The organism is Pusillimonas sp. DMV24BSW_D (genome assembly GCF_011388195.1).
Classification (GTDB): domain Bacteria; phylum Pseudomonadota; class Gammaproteobacteria; order Burkholderiales; family Burkholderiaceae_B; genus Neopusillimonas; species Neopusillimonas aestuarii.
Map to the genome: position 1 here is coordinate 1,309,065 of NZ_CP049990.1, position 17,618 is coordinate 1,326,682.

The 17,618-nt window shown below is 53.2% G+C and carries 19 protein-coding genes; 11 read left to right on the top strand and 8 right to left on the bottom strand.

From position 1 onward, the window contains the following. Positions 1 to 211 precede the first annotated feature (211 nt). Both trhO and G9Q38_RS06325 read left to right on the top strand, forming a co-directional pair. Positions 212 to 1,231, top strand: coding sequence for an oxygen-dependent tRNA uridine(34) hydroxylase TrhO (gene trhO, locus G9Q38_RS06320; RefSeq protein ID WP_166129000.1), 1,020 nt, complete (start codon positions 212 to 214; stop codon positions 1,229 to 1,231). 56 nt (positions 1,232 to 1,287) lie between these two features. Further along, the gene (locus tag G9Q38_RS06325; protein ID WP_370523887.1) at positions 1,288 to 1,905 is read left to right on the top strand and encodes a glutathione S-transferase; all 618 of its coding nucleotides are present in this window, start codon (positions 1,288 to 1,290) and stop codon (positions 1,903 to 1,905) included. A 13-nt stretch (positions 1,906 to 1,918) separates the two neighbouring features. Here the strand turns inward: G9Q38_RS06325 and fabI are convergent, their stop codons facing one another. The 3 genes from fabI to gloB are packed head-to-tail and all read right to left on the bottom strand — an operon-like array spanning position 1,919 to position 4,819. Further along, positions 1,919 to 2,701 (bottom strand): enoyl-ACP reductase FabI, encoded by a 783-nt coding sequence (gene fabI / locus G9Q38_RS06330; RefSeq protein WP_166129006.1) that lies wholly within the window; start codon positions 2,699 to 2,701, stop codon positions 1,919 to 1,921. Positions 2,702 to 2,734: 33 nt separating this feature from the next. Then, positions 2,735 to 4,006: a transglycosylase SLT domain-containing protein gene (locus G9Q38_RS06335; RefSeq protein WP_166129009.1), complete on the bottom strand. Its 1,272-nt coding sequence runs from the start codon at positions 4,004 to 4,006 to the stop codon at positions 2,735 to 2,737. A 9-nt stretch (positions 4,007 to 4,015) separates the two neighbouring features. Continuing rightward, a complete protein-coding gene (gloB, locus tag G9Q38_RS06340; RefSeq protein WP_166129012.1) occupies positions 4,016 to 4,819 on the bottom strand; it encodes a hydroxyacylglutathione hydrolase in 804 nt (267 codons plus the stop codon). Positions 4,820 to 4,847: 28 nt separating this feature from the next. On the opposite strand from gloB, the gene G9Q38_RS06345 reads away from it, so the two are divergent. The 5 genes from G9Q38_RS06345 (at position 4,848) to dnaQ (ending at position 11,120) form a co-directional block, all read left to right on the top strand. Then, positions 4,848 to 5,621, top strand: coding sequence for a class I SAM-dependent methyltransferase (locus tag G9Q38_RS06345; protein ID WP_166129015.1), 774 nt, complete (start codon positions 4,848 to 4,850; stop codon positions 5,619 to 5,621). A gap of 47 nt (positions 5,622 to 5,668) precedes the next feature. Beyond that, positions 5,669 to 6,118, top strand: coding sequence for a ribonuclease HI (gene rnhA / locus G9Q38_RS06350; protein ID WP_166129018.1), 450 nt, complete (start codon positions 5,669 to 5,671; stop codon positions 6,116 to 6,118). A 67-nt stretch (positions 6,119 to 6,185) separates the two neighbouring features. Further along, positions 6,186 to 7,301: an efflux RND transporter periplasmic adaptor subunit gene (locus tag G9Q38_RS06355; RefSeq protein ID WP_166129020.1), complete on the top strand. Its 1,116-nt coding sequence runs from the start codon at positions 6,186 to 6,188 to the stop codon at positions 7,299 to 7,301. Positions 7,302 to 7,316: 15 nt separating this feature from the next. Further along, positions 7,317 to 10,388, top strand: a complete 3,072-nt coding sequence (locus tag G9Q38_RS06360; RefSeq protein WP_166129023.1) for an efflux RND transporter permease subunit — start codon at positions 7,317 to 7,319, stop codon at positions 10,386 to 10,388. A 3-nt stretch (positions 10,389 to 10,391) separates the two neighbouring features. After that, the gene (dnaQ, locus tag G9Q38_RS06365) at positions 10,392 to 11,120 is read left to right on the top strand and encodes a DNA polymerase III subunit epsilon (RefSeq protein WP_166129026.1); all 729 of its coding nucleotides are present in this window, start codon (positions 10,392 to 10,394) and stop codon (positions 11,118 to 11,120) included. A gap of 43 nt (positions 11,121 to 11,163) precedes the next feature. On the opposite strand, the gene G9Q38_RS06370 is transcribed toward dnaQ, so the two are convergent. Further along, positions 11,164 to 11,355, bottom strand: a complete 192-nt coding sequence (locus tag G9Q38_RS06370; protein ID WP_166129029.1) for a hypothetical protein — start codon at positions 11,353 to 11,355, stop codon at positions 11,164 to 11,166. Between the two features lie 180 nt (positions 11,356 to 11,535). On the opposite strand from G9Q38_RS06370, the gene serA reads away from it, so the two are divergent. Then, positions 11,536 to 12,744 carry a phosphoglycerate dehydrogenase gene (serA, locus tag G9Q38_RS06375; protein WP_166129031.1) on the top strand — a complete coding sequence of 403 codons (1,209 nt, stop codon included), beginning with the start codon at positions 11,536 to 11,538 and terminating at the stop codon, positions 12,742 to 12,744. Here serA and G9Q38_RS06380 read toward each other — a convergent pair. Genes G9Q38_RS06380 through G9Q38_RS06390 form a run of 3 tightly spaced genes read right to left on the bottom strand, consistent with a single transcriptional unit; the run spans position 12,710 to position 14,810 of the window. Then, on the bottom strand, positions 12,710 to 13,153 hold the full coding sequence (locus G9Q38_RS06380) for an RrF2 family transcriptional regulator (RefSeq protein WP_114421202.1): 444 nt from the start codon (positions 13,151 to 13,153) through the stop codon (positions 12,710 to 12,712). The genes serA and G9Q38_RS06380 overlap by 35 nt on opposite strands. A gap of 48 nt (positions 13,154 to 13,201) precedes the next feature. Next, complete coding sequence (locus G9Q38_RS06385) at positions 13,202 to 14,410, bottom strand: NnrS family protein (RefSeq protein WP_166129034.1); 1,209 nt, start codon at positions 14,408 to 14,410, stop codon at positions 13,202 to 13,204. Next, complete coding sequence (locus tag G9Q38_RS06390; protein WP_166129037.1) at positions 14,403 to 14,810, bottom strand: group III truncated hemoglobin; 408 nt, start codon at positions 14,808 to 14,810, stop codon at positions 14,403 to 14,405. Before G9Q38_RS06390 ends, G9Q38_RS06385 begins: the two co-directional genes overlap by 8 nt. Positions 14,811 to 14,985: 175 nt before the next feature. Between G9Q38_RS06390 and G9Q38_RS06395 the strand changes: the two genes are divergently transcribed. Next, positions 14,986 to 16,002: a glycosyltransferase family 2 protein gene (locus G9Q38_RS06395; RefSeq protein ID WP_228276209.1), complete on the top strand. Its 1,017-nt coding sequence runs from the start codon at positions 14,986 to 14,988 to the stop codon at positions 16,000 to 16,002. Here G9Q38_RS06395 and G9Q38_RS06400 read toward each other — a convergent pair. Continuing rightward, the gene (locus G9Q38_RS06400) at positions 15,953 to 16,351 is read right to left on the bottom strand and encodes a GtrA family protein (RefSeq protein WP_166132334.1); all 399 of its coding nucleotides are present in this window, start codon (positions 16,349 to 16,351) and stop codon (positions 15,953 to 15,955) included. The two genes, G9Q38_RS06395 and G9Q38_RS06400, sit on opposite strands and share 50 nt — an antisense overlap. 22 nt (positions 16,352 to 16,373) lie before the next feature. On the opposite strand from G9Q38_RS06400, the gene G9Q38_RS06405 reads away from it, so the two are divergent. Next, the gene (locus G9Q38_RS06405; RefSeq protein WP_166129042.1) at positions 16,374 to 17,168 is read left to right on the top strand and encodes a ChbG/HpnK family deacetylase; all 795 of its coding nucleotides are present in this window, start codon (positions 16,374 to 16,376) and stop codon (positions 17,166 to 17,168) included. Positions 17,169 to 17,238: 70 nt separating this feature from the next. After that, the gene (locus tag G9Q38_RS06410) at positions 17,239 to 17,580 is read left to right on the top strand and encodes a protein tyrosine phosphatase family protein (RefSeq protein WP_166129045.1); all 342 of its coding nucleotides are present in this window, start codon (positions 17,239 to 17,241) and stop codon (positions 17,578 to 17,580) included. The last annotated feature ends 38 nt before the right edge of the window (positions 17,581 to 17,618 follow it).

A 17,618-nucleotide genomic window follows, 5' to 3' on the forward strand; every position in this document is an offset into this window, starting at 1 on the left:
ATTGGCAACGATCGTTACGGGAGAAAACGCGACAGCTGATTCACAGCGTTTCCAATATCGAAAAGCCAGGTCTCGAGCCTGGCTTTTTTGTGCGCCCAGTATGGGCGCACTCCTGTGGGTGCTATTTTTAGGGTGATGGTTGGCGGCACGATAATTGGTATTGGGTAAAGCGTTAAAATTAAAGATTAAATTTATTTTTTGTTGAAAGTTTATGTCTCAGATTCTGGTTGCGGCGCTTTACAAGTTTGTTCGTCTGGATGATTTCCAGGCCCTGCAGGCGCCTATTCAGCAGGTGTGTGAAAGCCACGGTGTGATGGGTACGTTACTGTTGGCCAAAGAGGGAATCAATGGCACCATTGCCGGTCCGGAAGCGGGTATTCGGGGCGTGCTCGACTATTTACGTTCTGATGCCCGCCTGGCTACCCTCACGCATAAAGAATCTTGGGCCGACACCATGCCGTTCTACCGGCTCAAGGTGAAACTGAAACGTGAAATTGTCACCATGGGTGTTCCGGATATCGATCCGGAAACCATGGCCGGCCAGTATGTTACGCCCGAGAAATGGAATGATCTGATTTCCGATCCAGATGTCGTTGTTGTCGACGTGCGTAACGATTACGAAGTGACCATTGGCAGTTTTCAAGGGGCGGTGAATCCCAAAACGGAAAGTTTTACCGAGTTTCCCGAGTGGGTGCAGGCGCAGTCTTCCGAAACAGGCCTTTTACGCAAAAAGAAAAAAGTGGCAATGTTCTGCACCGGCGGTATTCGCTGTGAAAAATCCACAGCCTATTTGCGTTCTCAGGGTTTTGACGAGGTTTATCATTTGGAAGGCGGCATTCTGAAATACCTGGAAACGGTTCCGCCGGAAAAAAGTCTTTGGAAAGGTGAGTGTTTTGTGTTCGATGAACGTGTTTCGGTGGGCCATGGCTTAACGCCTGGTGAGTACGAATTGTGCCGTGCGTGTCGCCAACCTTTGGCGCCGGAAGATAAAACATCCGCTTATTTCGAGCCGGGAGTCAGTTGCCCGCATTGTCACGACCAACATACGCCGGATCAAATTGCACGGTTCCGTGAGCGGCAAAAGCAAATTGAATTGGCGCGTAAACGTCGCGAACGCCATATTGGGGCGCCCATTGAGGAGCAAAAGGCGGCTAAACAGGCAATGAAAGAGAAGGCGCGACAAGCCGCGTTGGCCCGTCAGGCGCAGGTGGTGACTAAAAAACAGGCCTAATTGTTGTGACTGATTTCTTACCTATTTTGTATTCGTTCCGGCGTTGTCCGTATGCCATGCGGGCACGTTTGGCAGTGGCGGCCAGCGGGTTGTCGTGTCAATTACGCGAAGTGGTGTTACGCAACAAGCCGCAGCCGATGCTTGACGCTTCACCGAAAGGAACGGTACCGGTTCTTGTTTTGCCCGATAACGAAGTTGTTGACGAAAGCCTCGATATTATGTTGTGGGCGTTGCGTCAAAAAGATCCCGGCCAATGGCTTAGGCCTGAACGTGAAGATGTTGAAACAATGATGGCGTTAATTGCATCGTGTGATCAGGTATTCAAGTATCACCTTGATCGCTACAAATATCCTCAGCGTTATGAAGATACCGAGTCTGCGCCGCATGGTCAGGCGGGGGTGGCCTGGCTGGGGCAACTTGAAACCCGTTTGCAGTCGTCGCCTTACTTATTTGGTGAAAGGCCGTGTTTGGCCGATACGGCCATTATGCCGTTTGTGCGTCAGTTCGCGCGTACCGACATGGGCTGGTTCAACGCTCAACCTTTAACACGCGTCAACACCTGGTTGAACGCGTGGCTTGAGTCGCCGTTGTTCATGCAAATTATGCATAAGTACAAGCCGTGGGAGGAAGGGGACCCGCCGGTAGTGTTTCCAGCTCCATCCGAGCCCTCCTAAAGCGAGTTGCTGTTTACTCCATCCCAGGAATGACGGTTGAGAAACCGGCATCAACATGCGTGATTTCGCCGGTAACTCCGGCAGCCAGATCCGACAACAGAAAGGCAGCCACGTTACCGACGTCGTCAATGGTGACGTTGCGACGCAGTGGCGCATGCGCTTCTACAAATTTCAAAATTGAACCAAAGTCTTTAATGCCGCTGGCCGCCAGCGTTTTAATGGGTCCGGCTGAAATGCCGTTGGCGCGAATGCCGTGCGGCCCCAGAGAATTGGCCAGATAGCGCACGCTGGCTTCGAGCGAGGCTTTTGCCAGGCCCATGGTGTTGTAGTTCGGTACTACTTTTTCCGCGCCCAGGTACGTTAGTGTGAGTAAAGACGCGTTGCGGTCTTTCATCATGGGGAAGGCTGCCTTGGCCAGCGCCGGGAAGCTGTAGGCCGAGATGTCGTGGGCGATGCGAAAGCCTTCGCGTGACATGCCTTCGAGGAAGTCGCCGGCAATGGCCTCACGCGGGGCGAACCCAATGGCATGGACCAGGCCGTCAAGGCTGTCCCAGTGCTTTTGCAATTCCGTAATGGCGCCGTCGATTTGGGCGTCTTCGCCGACATCGCAGGGAATAATGATTTTGCTGCCGAAATCGTTGGCAAAGCCGGTGATTCGGTCTTTGAAGCGATCGCCAACATAGGTGAATGCCAGCTCGGCACCTTGTTCGTGGCACGCTTTGGCAATGCCGTAGGCAATTGACCGGTTAGAGAGAACACCGGTAATGAGGATGCGTTTGTTCTTCAAAAAACCCATTTTTTAACCTTGTTTGAGCAGTAAGTTTAGACATTAACCCTGAACATCGGTGCCGGGAACCCGCAGGCGTTGACCGAGCTTAAGGTGAGTGCTTTTTAAATTGTTCAGGCGTCGCAATTCTCCCACCGACGTACTATAGCGTCGGGCCAGATCGTATAGCGTATCGCCTTTTCGAACGACATGGGTGCGTAAATTAGGCCCCCGACGCACGATAATGTCGCGGGTTGTTGCGTTGGTGCGGGAGCGTAGTCGGGTTGGAGCAGCTGCTGTTGCGTTGGTGGAAGTGGTTGCACTGGTTGGGTCCAGCTCCATCGCCACCAGATGCAAACCGGGCTCCCCGCCCGATGCCGGCCTGTTTTGCCCTTTCAGATACGTCTCAAGATTGGCTTTGAAAATATCGACCCTGTTGGCGGGCAGCAGAATTGTGGGCACAATTTCCGGCGTCATGACAGGGTGATTAACCGCAGCATTAAGGGCTTTGAATTCTTCAATCGGTATTTCCGCCAGTTTTGCGGCAACCGCCACTTCCAGTGGGTGCGTTTTACGGATGGCAGTGAAATAAGGTGTATTGCTGACCGGAGGGAGCTTGACGCCATATCGTTTTGGGTCTGCAATAATATTTTTGATGGCCTGCAGTTTTGGCACGTAATTGCGGGTTTCGTCTGGTAGTTTCAACGATAGGTAGTCGGTAGGCATGCCGGCTTCTTCATTGCGTTCCATCGCGCGTTTTACCGATCCTTCTCCCCAGTTATACGAGGCCAAGGCAAGGTACCAATCTCCCTGAAAATCGTACAAATACGACAGGTACTCCACGGCAGCCCTCGTCGATGCAATGGGGTCGCGGCGCTGGTCAAGGGAGGCATCTTGTTTCAGGTTGAAATGGCGCCCGGTACTGGGAATAAACTGCCATAAACCCGAGGCACGCGAACGTGATAATGCTTGTGGGTCATAGGCACTTTCCACGAAGGGCAGCAATGCCAGCTCGGTGGGCAGCTGATTGCGCTCCAGCTCATCGAGCACGAAATAAAGGTATCGCTTGGCTCGCTCGCTCATGCGGTACATCGATTCAGGGTGTGATGCGTAGTATTGGGTCCATTCGTCAACCAAAGGGTCTTGCAGGTTGGGAATGGCGAACCCCCGACGGATGCGGTCCCAGATATCTTGAGCAGGATGAGTCAGGTCGATGGTACGCGACGTATCTACAGCCGCGTAAGGATTGCGACCTGCGTCCTTGTTGGCGTTTTGTGTGGCACATCCGGCAACCAGTGTAACCAGCACAAGCACAAAGAGGCGCAGAAAATTCATGAGTAAAAATTAAAAATTATTTTTCCATTCCCGCAGCGACGCGAAGACGTTAACCGCTGAGCTCAGAGGTTTACCGGCGTAGCGTTGCGCCGAGTCGATAACAGGCTGCTGCAAAGGCCGCAGAAAAGGATTGGTTTCCATTTCGATACCGATAGTGGAAGGCAAGGTTGGCTGGCCTTGTTCGCGTTGCTGCCGACAGGTTTCCCAACGCTTTTGCAGAACCGGATTTCCCGGCTCTACTTCCAGTGCCCATTTCAGGTTCGACAACGTATATTCATGCGCGCAGCAAACCAGCGTGTTCAGGGGGAGCGCCTGAAGTTTGGCTAAAGAATTAACCATTTCCGAGGGCGTGCCTTCGAACAGTCGTCCGCAACCGGCAGCAAAGAGTGTATCACCACAGAAAACCACCGGTTGGTCGTTGTCGAGATAGCCGAAATAAGCAATGTGGCCGGCGGTATGCCCGGGGATGTCAAGGACTGACAAAGTAAGGTTAAGCTTGTCTAACGGTGCTTCGTCGCCTTCTTTCAGGCGGATGTCGCACGCGGGTATTTTTTCACCCAATGGGCCGTAAACTATTGCACCGGTGGTGTCTTTTAGTGCTTGCACACCGCCAACGTGGTCGGGGTGATGATGCGTAACAAGAATGGCGTCGAGCGTGAGCTGGTGTTTGTTTAATTGTTCAAGAATCGGCTTGGCGTCGCCGGGGTCGACCACAACGGCATGGTTTCCTTTTCGCAATAACCAGATATAGTTGTCGGAAAAGGCTGGAACGGGAATGAGCCGCGTTGAACCGGAATCAGCGTGCGTAGTCATAACTTAAGCCACCCATTAAGGAGTTTATGTGCTTGGATCATCTGACCAACCTCTGATTTTCGAACTGGCCGATTGGCTGGAAACGCCGGTTGGCCAGTATGTGCGAAACTGGGAACAGCAAAAAATAAGTGCCATGGTCGCCAATGCGTTCGGCTATCATGCTGTTCAGCTTGGTTTGCCGCAATGGAACTTGCTTGAGGCGAACCGGATACCCCATAAAATTTTTACGCATCAAAGCCTTGACGGCGTATCTTTATCAGGTGGGACCCCTTCACTTTACGCCGAACCAGAATATTTACCGTTCGAAAGTCAGTCGGTTGATCTTTTGATATTACCGCATGTGCTGGAGTGTTCCAACAACCCGCATTTAGTCTTGCGCGAAGCAGAACGGGTGCTGGTTCCTGAAGGGCGGCTTGTGATTTCGGGCTTTAACCCTTGGAGTTTATGGGGTGCGCACGGCAGATTGCCGGCGTTGGATCCTGTAACGCCGGTTCCTGCCCCGTTACAAGTGTCTTTGCCGCGTTTGAAAGACTGGTTCAAGTTACTGGCGCTGGAAATTGATCGTGGCCATTTCGGTTGTTATGCGCCACCTTGTTTTTCTCAGCGCTGGCTCGATCGCTGGTCGTTTATGGAGTCTGCCGGCGATCGTTGGTGGCCGATTTGCGGCGCAGCTTATGTTGTTGCGGCCGTAAAGCGTGTGGCAGCCGTGCGTCTGGTGGGCCCGGCGTGGAAGGAAAAAGACAAAAAGCGGGTGCGGCGGGCGGCAGTGGCTGCAAGTCCGCGCCGATCATCACCTTGGTGAGTTTTGCTTGTGTGGTTTGCGTTGAATAATAATTGGATTTTGATTGAATGGGCCAAAGTGTGACAAAAACGGTGCATATCTGGACGGATGGTGCGTGCAAGGGTAATCCTGGTCGGGGTGGCTGGGGCGCTTTTCTGAAACAGGGCCGGCACGAGAAAAGCATGTGCGGCGGTGAACTTGAAACAACCAACAATCGTATGGAGCTGATGGCCGTTATACAGGCGTTGCAGGCGTTGAAACGCCCCTGCGATGTCGTTATTCACACAGACTCCCAATATGTACAAAAAGGGATGACGGAATGGATGCCGGGCTGGAAACAGCGCGGATGGAGAACGGCCGACCGAAAACCGGTGAAAAATGCCGATTTGTGGCAAACCCTGGATTCTTTAACGCAGGCGCACAATGTGAGTTGGCAATGGGTAAGGGGTCATTCCGGTGACCCGGGAAATGAGCGCGCCGACGCGCTTGCCAATCAGGGTGTGGAAACAGTGGCTTAATCCCCGTGTGGCGACACTTTAGGGTAAATTTGCGGCAATACATTAATAAGGCAACGACGGAAGAGTGATGAAGAATCGTGTGTTATGGCCGCTGGTCCTGATCGTCGGTGTGCTGCTGGGGGTTGTCGCATCGCGCTGGCTGCCTGGCCAGTGGTTTGGTGCGGGCTCTTCGGCACCGTCAGCCCGTGGGGGGGGCGCCTCTGTAACCCCGCCTGCCGTCACGCCTCAGGGGGTCGGCGTTGAGGTTGCCCCGGTGCAATTGGTTGCCATGCCCCGGGTGGTTTCGGCAGTTGGAACGCTGCGTTCCGAAAGTGCTGTGATGTTGCGGCCTGAAATTACCGGCCGTATTGCTGAGATTCGCTTCGAGGAAGGGGGGCGGGTTAAACAAGGCGAATTACTGGTCAGGCTCGACGATAGCGTCACACGTGCTCAATTGCAGCAGGCACAGGCAAATCTGGCGTTGGCGCAAAGCCAGTATCGTCGCTCTGAACAATTGACCAAAGAAGGGTTTATCAGTGGGCAGGCCCGCGACGAAGCGTTTAACCAGTTGAAAGTGCAACAGGCAGCGGTCGCGCTGGCACAGGCCCAATTGGAAAAAACGGCTATTTTGGCGCCTTTCGATGGTTTGATTGGTTTGCGGCAAGTGTCACTGGGCGACTACGTGAGCCCGGGGGCTGATTTGGTGCCGATTGAATCCATCGATCCCTTGCAAGTTGATTTCCGCGTGCCGGAGAGCTTTGTGGGGGCGTTGGAACCGGGCATGCCGATATCGGTGGAGTTTGATGCCATGCCGGGCCAGTCGCGTCAGGGTCAGGTTAAAGCGATTAGCCCTCAGGTTGACGTAGGAGGGCGGTCGGTTTTATTGCGTGCCGATATCCCGAATGCCGATTTGGCCTTGCGTCCCGGCATGTTTGCGCGTGTTCGCCTGCAACTGACGGACGCGCAGGCATTGGTGATACCGGAAACGGCTTTGCAGTCGGCGGGGGCCGAGCGGTATGTTTTTCGCCTTGAAAACGGTGTGGTGAGGCGGGTTGTCGTGGAAATCGGCCAACGTCGTTCCGGCACGGTTGAAGTGGTATCGGGTCTGGCGCAAGGTGATCAGGTGGTGATCGCCGGCTTGCAGAAAATTAGTGATGGTACGCCTGTTCGGGTGTTACCTGCCGCAGGTAATAGTGCTTCTTAACCCCGGGGCGGTGCCATGGTTCTTTCCGAAATCTGCATCAAGCGTCCTGTTTTCGCGACGGTGTTGTCTTTACTTGTAGTGTTGGTCGGCCTTATTTCGTACGACCGTTTAACGGTTCGCGAATATCCCGCTATCGACGAGCCTGTCGTCTCGGTCCTGACGGAATATAAGGGGGCGTCACCCGAGGTCGTTGAGTCACAGGTCACCAAACCTTTGGAAGATCAACTTTCCGGAATCGAGGGCGTCGATGTCATGACGTCGCGCAGCCGCTCGGAGCGCAGCTGGATCAGCATTAAATTCAATATGGATCGCGACCCGGACGCCGCTGCCGCCGAGGTGCGCGATAAGGTCTCGCGTGCGCGTCGTTTCATGCCGGATGAAATTGACGAACCTGTCGTCAGTAAAGTGGAAGCCGACGCAACCCCCATCATGTATATCGCTGTGCAGGCCGGCAGTTTGAACACCATGGAGGCCTCCGACTACATTAATCGCTACGTCAAAACACGTTTGTCGGTGTTGCCCGGGGCGGCCGAAATCCGTATTTTTGGCGAGCGCCAGCCGGCGATGCGGGTATATGTAGATCGCAACAAACTGGCGGCTTATCAGCTTACCGTTCAAGACGTTGAGAACGCATTGCGCCAGCAAAACGTACTGATTCCTGCCGGCCGCATTGAGTCGGCGATGCGCGAATTTTCAGTGGTATCCACAACCGACCTTCAATCGGTTGACCAGTTTCGCGACGTCATTGTGGCCAGCGTGAATGATTACTCGGTGCGTGTAAGTGACGTTGCCCGTGTGGAAGTCGGCCCGGCCAACGAAAGAATTTTGTCGCGCTATAACGGGCAGGACGGCCTGAATATCGGGGTAACCAAGCAGTCTACGGCGAATCCGTTGGATTTATCGAAGGCGGTGCGCGCAGAGGTGGAGCAGATCAACCAAAATCTGCCTGCCGGCATGCGCCTGACGGTTGCTTACGACAGTTCGGTTTTTATTCAAGAGTCGATTAATTCCGTTTACTACACCATTCTGGAAGCCTTGGTTCTGGTGGTGTTGGTGATTTTCTTTTTTCTGCGTAGTGTCAGAGCCAGTTTGATACCGATCGTCACCATCCCGGTTTCGCTCATCGGGGCGTTCGGCATTATGTTTTTGTTCGGTTTTTCCATTAACACTTTGACTTTGCTGGCCATGGTGTTGGCTATTGGCCTGGTGGTTGACGACGCAATCGTGGTGCTGGAAAACATTTACCGGCACATTGAAGAAGGGAAGTCGCGTCTTGAGGCATCGTTTATAGGCATTCGTGAAATCGCTTTTCCGGTTATCGCAATGACGCTTACCCTGGTGGCAGTCTATGCACCGTTGGCGTTTGCAACGGGTCGCACGGGCAGGTTGTTTATTGAGTTCGCACTCACGCTTGCCGGGGCGGTGCTGGTATCCGGTTTTGTGGCCCTAACGCTCACTCCCATGATGTGTTCAACTTTGTTGCGGCATCAGTCATCGCATGGTTGGTTGTATCGCCTTATTGAAAATTTTTTGGTCTGGCTTACCGGTGCCTATCGGCGCAGCCTGGCGATGGCTTTGCGTGCCCGATGGCTGGTGGTGTTGCTGGCTGTAGTGGTCGCCCTAGGCAGTGGCGCGTTGTTCAGCACGATTAAAAGCGAGCTCGCACCAATTGAGGATCGCGGTGTGGTGTTTGGTGTGGTTTCCGCCCCCGATGGGGCAACGCTTGACTACACCCTTGATAGCGTGAAAGAGATAGAAGCCATGTATGCCAATATCTCTGAGGCCAGTGGTAATCAATCGGTCGTCGGCTTTCCTACGGTAACCGATGCTTTTGCCATTTTGCGTTTGAAGCCGTGGGATGAGCGTGATCGGACTCAACAGAGCATTGCCGCGTCGTTGCAGTCTCAATTCCGGGCCTTACCGGGGGTGCGCGCGTTCCCAACGAATCCTCCGTCATTTGGTTTGCGCGCCACTTCTAAGCCGGTGGAGTTTGTCATTATGAGTCAGGCGCCTTATGAAGAGATCGGCAAATTGGTGGATACCTTTGTAGAGCGCTTGTCCGATTATCCCGGTTTGCAGAATATTGAAACGGACTTGCGCTTGAACACCCCCGAGTTAACAGTATCGGTGAACCGCGACAAATTGGCCGATGTCGGTGTGGATGTTGGTACTGTCGGGCGCACACTTGAGTCGATGCTGGGGGGGCGTCAGGTGACGCGATTCCGCGATAGCGGTGAGCAATACGATGTGATCGTACAGGTCGACAAACAAGATCGCGCCGAACCTGCCGACATTTCCAATATCTATATCAGAACGGATCAGGGCGGCATGGTGCAGTTAGCCAACTTCCTCGATGTAACCGAAAGCGTGGCGCCGCAATCATTGAACCATTTCAATCGTTTAAGGGCGGTTGAAGTTGAGGCGTCGGTGGCGCCTGGTTATGCATTGGGTGAGGTTCTTGAGCACATGAGCGCCGTTGCGCTTGAGGTCTTGCCGCCGACGGTGCAAACCGATCTGGACGGACAATCGCGCGAATTCCGTGAATCGTCCAGCAGTATTTATCTGGTTTTCGTGATGGCGCTGGTGTTTATTTATCTCGTCCTGGCGGCGCAGTTTGAAAGTTGGCGCAATCCCTTTGTAATTATGCTGTCGGTTCCGCTGGCTATTACCGGCGCGCTTTTGGCATTATGGTTAAGTGGAGGCACGCTTTCTATTTACAGTCAGATTGGCTTAATTACCTTGGTAGGGCTTATTACCAAGCACGGTATTCTGATTGTTGAGTTTGCCACGCAGCTTCGGCGTCAGGGGCTCAATGTGATGGAAGCCGTCATGGAAGCCAGTGTGTTGCGGTTACGCCCCATTTTAATGACGACGGGTGCCATGGTGCTGGGGGCCGTACCGCTGGCGCTGGCAACCGGTGCCGGGGCTGAGTCGCGTGAACAAATCGGTTGGGTGCTGGTTGGCGGATTAACGTTTGGTACATTACTCACTTTATATGTCGTACCGGTTGCGTATTCTTTAATTGCCAAGCGCGCAGTTGCGGGCAGTTCAGCCGAGCACAGGCAACCAACGCACGAACATGGATAAGCAATGCGTCAAATTATTTTAGATACGGAAACCACGGGCCTGGACCCGGCGCAAGGGCACCGGGTGGTTGAATTGGCCTGCGTCGAAATGGTGAATCGCAGCCTTACCGGACGCCATTTGCATTTATATTTGAATCCGGATCGCGACTCCGACCCTGAGGCGCTGGCAGTTCACGGGCTCACAACCGACTTTTTGTCTTCCCATCCGCGCTTTCATGAGGTGGCGGATCAACTGGTAGAGTACGTGCGCGGTGCCGAGGTCATTATTCACAATGCGGCATTCGATGTGAAGTTTCTGAATGCCGAACTTGAGCGGGCCGGGCTCCCTCGGTTCAATACGCTGTGCGAGAAGATTACCGATTCGTTGCTGTATGCCCGTGAACTGCACCCCGGTAAACGCAACTCGCTGGACGCTTTATGTGAGCGTTATGGCATATCCAACGCGCACCGTACGCTGCATGGGGCCTTGCTCGATTCCGAATTGTTAGCCGAAGTTTGGTTATCGATGACGCGTGGGCAAGACAGCTTGTTAATGGATATCGACGACAAATCGGTTTCGGCTCTCGGCATCGCCGGCGGGGTCTCATTCGACGCCTCTTCGCTGAAAGTATTGCGTGCCGCGCCGGAAGAAACTGAGCGACATCGTGAATATCTCGAGGCCCTTGATAAGACCTCAGGTGGATCTTGTGTCTGGCGTCAGTATGAAACGGCCGGCACATCCGGCAATGAATAGGGGTTCATGTTTTTGGGTGCATTTGCGGTGCACCCAAAATGCATCAATGTGAAGCAATGCGTGGCAGTTTTTTGAACAGGCGACGCAGTGTAAAACGCAAGCCCGATTCCGTTTGCGCCGGTAAATAACAATTCATAAGCGAGGGCAGCACGGGCGCGGCGCTGTGCTGCGTAGCGAACTGCGGCGCGACCTGGTGAGTGTTGATGCGACGATAAGAATAATAAGCGCTTTTCATGACCTTGCTTCCTTTTAGAAAAGAAAATGCATTCGGGCTTCATGCCTTCTCTTCATATGAAGCAAACTTCATGCCAGTTTTGATATCGGGTTTACCCCTATCGATAGCAGGGCTGTGCCAACGTATTTCCCCAGCTTGAGTCACAATGCGGTTTTGCACTTGTTCGTATTGGAAGACACGATGACGCGTATTGTTTTGTTCGAGAATATTCATCCCAGTGCCCTGGAAGTATTCGAGGCTGCAGGTTTAACTGACGTGACAACTTATGCATCGGCGTTGCCCCCCAATCAGTTGCGTGAGGCGCTTGAAGGGGTGGAGTTGCTGGGCATTCGGTCTCGTACGCACCTTGACGAAACGGTGCTTTCCGGTGCGTCGTCTTTGCGTGCGGTAGGGTGTTTTTGTATCGGCACCAATCAGGTCGACCTGGAAACCGCCATGCTCAGGGGCATTCCGGTATTCAATGCCCCGTTTTCCAACACGCGTTCGGTGGCAGAGCTGGTGCTGGGTGAAACCATATTATTGTTGCGTCGCATTCCCGAGAAGAATGATCGCGTGCATCATGGCCACTGGGATAAAACAGCCGAAGGGGCTTATGAGGCGCGTGGCAAAACGCTCGGTATCGTGGGGTATGGCAATATTGGTTCACAAGTGGGAATTTTGGCGGAGGCCGCCGGGATGCGGGTGGTTTTTCACGATCTTGAAGCCAAATTACCCTTGGGTAACGCGCGCCCCTGCACCTCGTTAAAGCAATTGCTCGAGCAATCCGATGTGGTCACACTACATGTGCCGGGTGGCCGTGCCACTGAAAACATCATCAACGCCAAGACACTTTCCTACATGAAAAAAGGGGCGATACTTATTAATGCCTCGCGCGGCACAGTGGTGGATATCGATGCCTTGCACGATGCCCTGCAGATGTCGCATTTGTCGGGTGCCGCGATCGACGTATTCCCAAGCGAGCCTAAAGGTCGGGATGAGCCCTTGCAGAGTCCTTTGATAGGAATGCGAAACGTCATTCTTACGCCGCATATCGGTGGCAGTACCCAAGAATCGCAAGAGAATATTGGGCGTGAAGTCGCCGAGAAACTGGTGCGTTTTGCTTTAAGCGGTACAACCAAAGGCGCGGTGAATTTCCCCGAAGTACCGTATCAAGACGCTGCCGGCGCAACACGTATTTTGCACGTTCATCGCAACGAGCCTGGGGCAATGGGCGCGTTAAGCAGCTTGATGGCGCGACATGGTTTGAATATTGTGCGACAACAATTGCAAACAAAAGGGCCGGTAGGCTACGTTATTTCCGATGTTGAGGGTGAAGTGAACGAGGCGGTAATGCAGGCTTTGCGGCAAGACCCGATTACGATTCGATGCGATCAGATTGCATCAACATGATGACTTTTTCACTGGCCGGCAGAATGTCGGCCAGTGTGTACTGATCGAGGTGCTGAAGAAACTGCTGCAGCGCCCCCTCCATGATTCCTGTCAGGGCGCAATAGCCCCCCAGAGTGCAGGCGCTTTCCGTGCCCAGGCATTCAACCACGTGGAAATCGTTTTCCGTATCGCGCACCACTGCGCCAAGGTTGATTTCAGACGGCGCTTTGGAGAGTTTCATGCCGCCGTTTTTCCCCCGCACCGTAGTGAGCCAACCTTTTACGCTGAGTCGGTGCGTGACCTTCATCAGGTGTGGTTCGGAAATGTTGTAGGCTGACGCGATCTCGGCGATTGTGCAAAGGCGATCGGGGTTCTGGCCTACATACATAAGCAGGCGCATGGCGTAATCGGTTAGGGTGGTTAAGCGCATGACGCAAATAATAACGGTAAAAGGATAAACACGGTTTTACCCTAAAAATTAAGGTATGGCATTAGGGCGGGGGCGAATCAACATGGGAACAAAGCGCCACAAATAGAGCGCAAGGCTCAATACCCAGCAAGCGGCCGCTGCATGCACAAGAAACAGAGCAAGCGGGCTGGGCCATAACGCAGTCATTCGCAAAACAACGGCAAATACCATAAGCCAGTAGCTTGCGATCATGCTGTGATCAAGTTTAAGCGGCCGCCCCAAATGCCCGAGTGCTGTGCGGGTAACCATGCCAATAATCAAGAGGGCAAACCCACCCATGCCGATCACGTGCGCAGGCAACGCGGTGCGCGATAAGACATTGGGTGTCCAGCCGGCCAGCCACAGGCCGGCAACAACCAAACCCAAACCCAGAAATGCATAGCCCAAATAGAGAATCCAAAGGATGGGTTTGCTTAATATTGCACCAGGCTTCCAGCGTATAACCTGATACAGGCTAATGAGCCCTGCGGACGCTAGCAGAAGGGCTGTCAGGCGAGGCAGATTCACCAGCCCCGTGGCAATGGCGAGCAAACCCAGGCCCAATTGAGCTTGCCCCCAGCCGGTTAGCATGGGTAGCGACAAACCCGGTAGGGCGCGCATGGCAAAAAAGGGTATCACCCGGCGTGCAACCAGGAGGGCGATAATGGCCATGCCAATGAGTCCGATAGTGAAATAATGCATTAAGGCGGCGTAGTCGTGGTGCCAGGCTGCGTAAAGATACAACACGTTGGCCATACCCAAGCCCAGGGCCAGCCAGGGTAGCCCATAGTTGCGCCGATTCCGCGTACGGTTAATAACGCGCCAAAGAGCGATAAATGTCGATAAAAAAAACAGGGTTTCAACGGCGCCCGCCAATATGAATAGTATTGGTTCGCTAAAAAGGTAAAGCAATCGGGCCATTGCCCACAGCAGCGCGAGTACTGCCAGTGGGGTGCCCTTCATAGGGTTAAGCCCGGTCCAGGTGGCGCTGGCGGTGAGCAGAAAGCCAACGGCAATGGTGGCAATAAACCCCCAAAGCATTTCATGGGCATGCCAGGCCAATGCACCCATGTGCATATTGAGCCATTGTGGAGCGAAAACCCAGAGCGCTACAGAAATAAGCGCCCAGGCGCATCCTGCGATGTATAAGGGGCGAAAACCCAGCTCCAGAAAAGCGTGCATGCTGGGTTTGGCGGGTTTTTGCTTTTCCGGCTCCTGAATGAACATGACGTTAGCCATGGACAACCTCGGTAAGGGGTTTGTCGGGGTTGTGATGCAATTGATAGCCATACCACAGGCTGCGGGCGATACGCTGAGCAAACATGTCTGCCCGTTGTGCCAATGCCTGGTTTTCCAATGTGCTCATTGTTTCGTTGAAAAGCTTAAGCCAACGCCCGAACAGCTCCCCGCTTAAATTGGGTAAGGCAACGTGTTTGGGCATAGGCGTGCCGTTGTAGGTGCCGGTACCCAGTAGCATCGACGACCAAAATTGCACCATTTTTTCCAAGTGGGTGTCCCAATGTTGGATATGGCCATTGAAAATGGGCCCCAGTTGTTCGTCGTCACGCACGCGATCGTAGAAACGATAAACAAAGTCGCGTATTTCGTCGACGGTTCCCAGGTTTTCTCGTTCCGTCATGACACACCCCTTAAAGATATATATTATTAATATCTTATTAATTGTTCTATAACGTTGTCAATCGGTTTTTAAGTATTCCGATAGCAGGTACACTCCGAACAATTTCCTGCCAATTTTTTGGAGACAAGCGCAGCGTCGGGGTAATTCGGCGCGGTAATGTGTCATGTCATTGCAAATGAAGTCTCGTTTACAGTCAATAAGCTGCGTGGTGCCGTGCCTGAATGAAGAGGCGAATCTGGGGGTGTTGCTGCCAGGTTTGCTGGCTGTGCTCAGGAAACTGGCACCCGCGTGCGAAATCATCGTGGTCGATGATGGTAGTACTGATGGCACTGCCGGCCTGCTGTCGGGTTGGGCAAACGATCACCCTGAAATTGTTTATTTGCAACTATCGCGTAATTTCGGCAAGGAAGCGGCCTTAAGTGCGGGCTTGGCTGCAGCCAAAGGTCAGGTGGTGGTGAGTATGGATGCCGACCTCCAGCACCCCCCCGCCCTAATATCTGAAATGTTGTCGCGTTGGGAGGAAGGGGCCGACATGGTTTATGCCGTCCGGGCCAGTCGCAACGACGAATCCGTTTTCAAGCGATTCGGCAGCAAGCTTTTTTATCAGCTTATGCGCACGTCGGGTGGGGTGCGCGTACCGGAGAACGCGGGCGATTTTCGTTTAATGGATCGTGCGGTGGTCGACGCCCTGATGATGCTTCCTGAGCGAAATCGCTTTATGAAAGGTTTGTTTGCCTGGGTAGGGTTTAAGTCGGAGCCTTTGTATTACAACCCACCCGAACGTTTGCACGGAAGGACTAGCTTCCATCCTTTTAAACTATTTGGTTTTGCCATTGATGGGTTAACTGCCTTTACAACTTGGCCGCTGCGCTTGTTAAGTGTGGTGGGCATTATTATTTCGTTGCTTTCCTTTGCGTATGGCCTTTTCACCGTTATTAAGCATTTGCTGTACGGTGATCCGGTGCAGGGTTTTACCACGCTGGCCACGGTTATTTTGTTTTTTGCCGGGGTGAATTTGATTTCGGTTGGTGTGCTGGGTGAGTACATTGGCCGTATTTTTGGTGAAGTAAAAGGGCGGCCGGTATACATTGTGCGAAAACAAGCGGGCCGTGGGCTTGAGCCCATGGCAGAGTCAAATAAACCTACCCCCGCTGAGTCGACCCGCGAAATGCCCAGAAGCGGCCAAGAATAAATGTCATTGCCGCAATCGCAATTAAGATCGAACCCAATAAAATATCGTAGCGAATTGAAGTGGTTGCCAAAAGCAAGGCATAACTTGCTTCGTTAAGGGCAAAACCCAGGGCCGATACCAGGAAAAACCGTCGTGCCGCCTGCCACATGGGGGCGTGCTGATGGCGAAAAGTGAGTTGAAAGTGGCCTGTAAATGAAACGACGAATGCAACGAGCCAACCTAGGACATTGGCAAACAGTGGGGCGATGTGCAAAGTGGAAACAAGCGCAACGACAACCAGCCAATGCGTGGCGGCGGCACCGCAGCCCACTCCAATAAAACAGGCTAGTTGCTTTAAGGTATTTTTCATCATGCTTCACAATGCGGGTTCAATGGAAAAAAACAAAACCTTGATTCTGTGCGCCGACGACTTTGGTGCAAATCCGGCGGCAAATGCGGCTATTCTAGCGCTCGCGCAATGCGGGCGTCTAAGTGCTGCCAGTTGCCTGGTTGACGGCCCGACCTTTGGCCGCGATGCTTCTTTATTGCACGCAACGCAACTGCAAACAGGCCTGCACCTTAATTTCACCGATGATTTTGGCCAACCCGATTCAGTCATGCCTATTAACCAACTCGTTTTAGCGGCTTATTTACGTCGGCTGAAAGTGTCGGTTGTTCAAACTGCCGTGGCGCGTCAGCTGGACCGTTTTGAAAGCCTGATGGGGCGTGCGCCTGACTACATTGACGGGCACTTGCACGTTCATCAGCTACCCATTATTCGTGATGCTCTGCTGGCAGAGATGACCAAGCGGTATGGGCATATGCCGACACAGCCTTGGCTGCGCAATACCCGGTTCCGGAAGGCGCCGGGGCTTCCCACTGCGTTAGCTTTAAAAGCCAGGACGATTCAAGTGCTGGGTTCGGCAAAGCTGGTTCGTCTTGCTGCCGCAAAGCGCTTTACGACCAATACCGGATTTTTAGGGGTGTATGGGTTTACGGGTGGCGAGTCGGCTTATTCGAAGTATATGCAAGCCTGGTTGGGTGCTGTGCAGGACGGCGATGTGTTGATGTGCCACCCCGAGTGCGGAGATGAGGCCAGGGATGCCCAGCGCTGTGCCGAGTACCATGTGTTAAGTAGCTACAATTTTACGGCGTGGCTAGAGGCAAATTCAATTCACCTCAGGTAGTACAGTAGTACACTGTGGAGATCAAATTAATATGTTGGGCAGCGCCCGGCGCCTTATTGCGGAGACTCAAATGGCGGTTCCTGTTAATCCTTTAACCGACTCTTTTTCTGTTGCCCCTCAGTTGTCTGCCGGTGATATGTCGGCAGTGGCTCAGGCAGGGTATAAAAGCGTGATTATTAACCGGCCCGATTTCGAAGGCGGCCCCGATCAGCCCGCTTCGAGCGACGTGATAACGGCGGCGAAGGCGGTCGGTTTGGAAGTGGTTTATCAGCCTGTTGTTAGCGGTGCCATTACCGCTCAAGACGTCACTCAGTTCGCCGAGTTACTTAAAACTATGCCAAAACCCATTTTGGCTTATTGCCGCAGCGGCGCGCGGTGTACGCAATTATTTCAGGCGGCGAGCATTTCTTGATGTAACGCAAACAAGCGCTGCAAACAGGCTTTATTTTT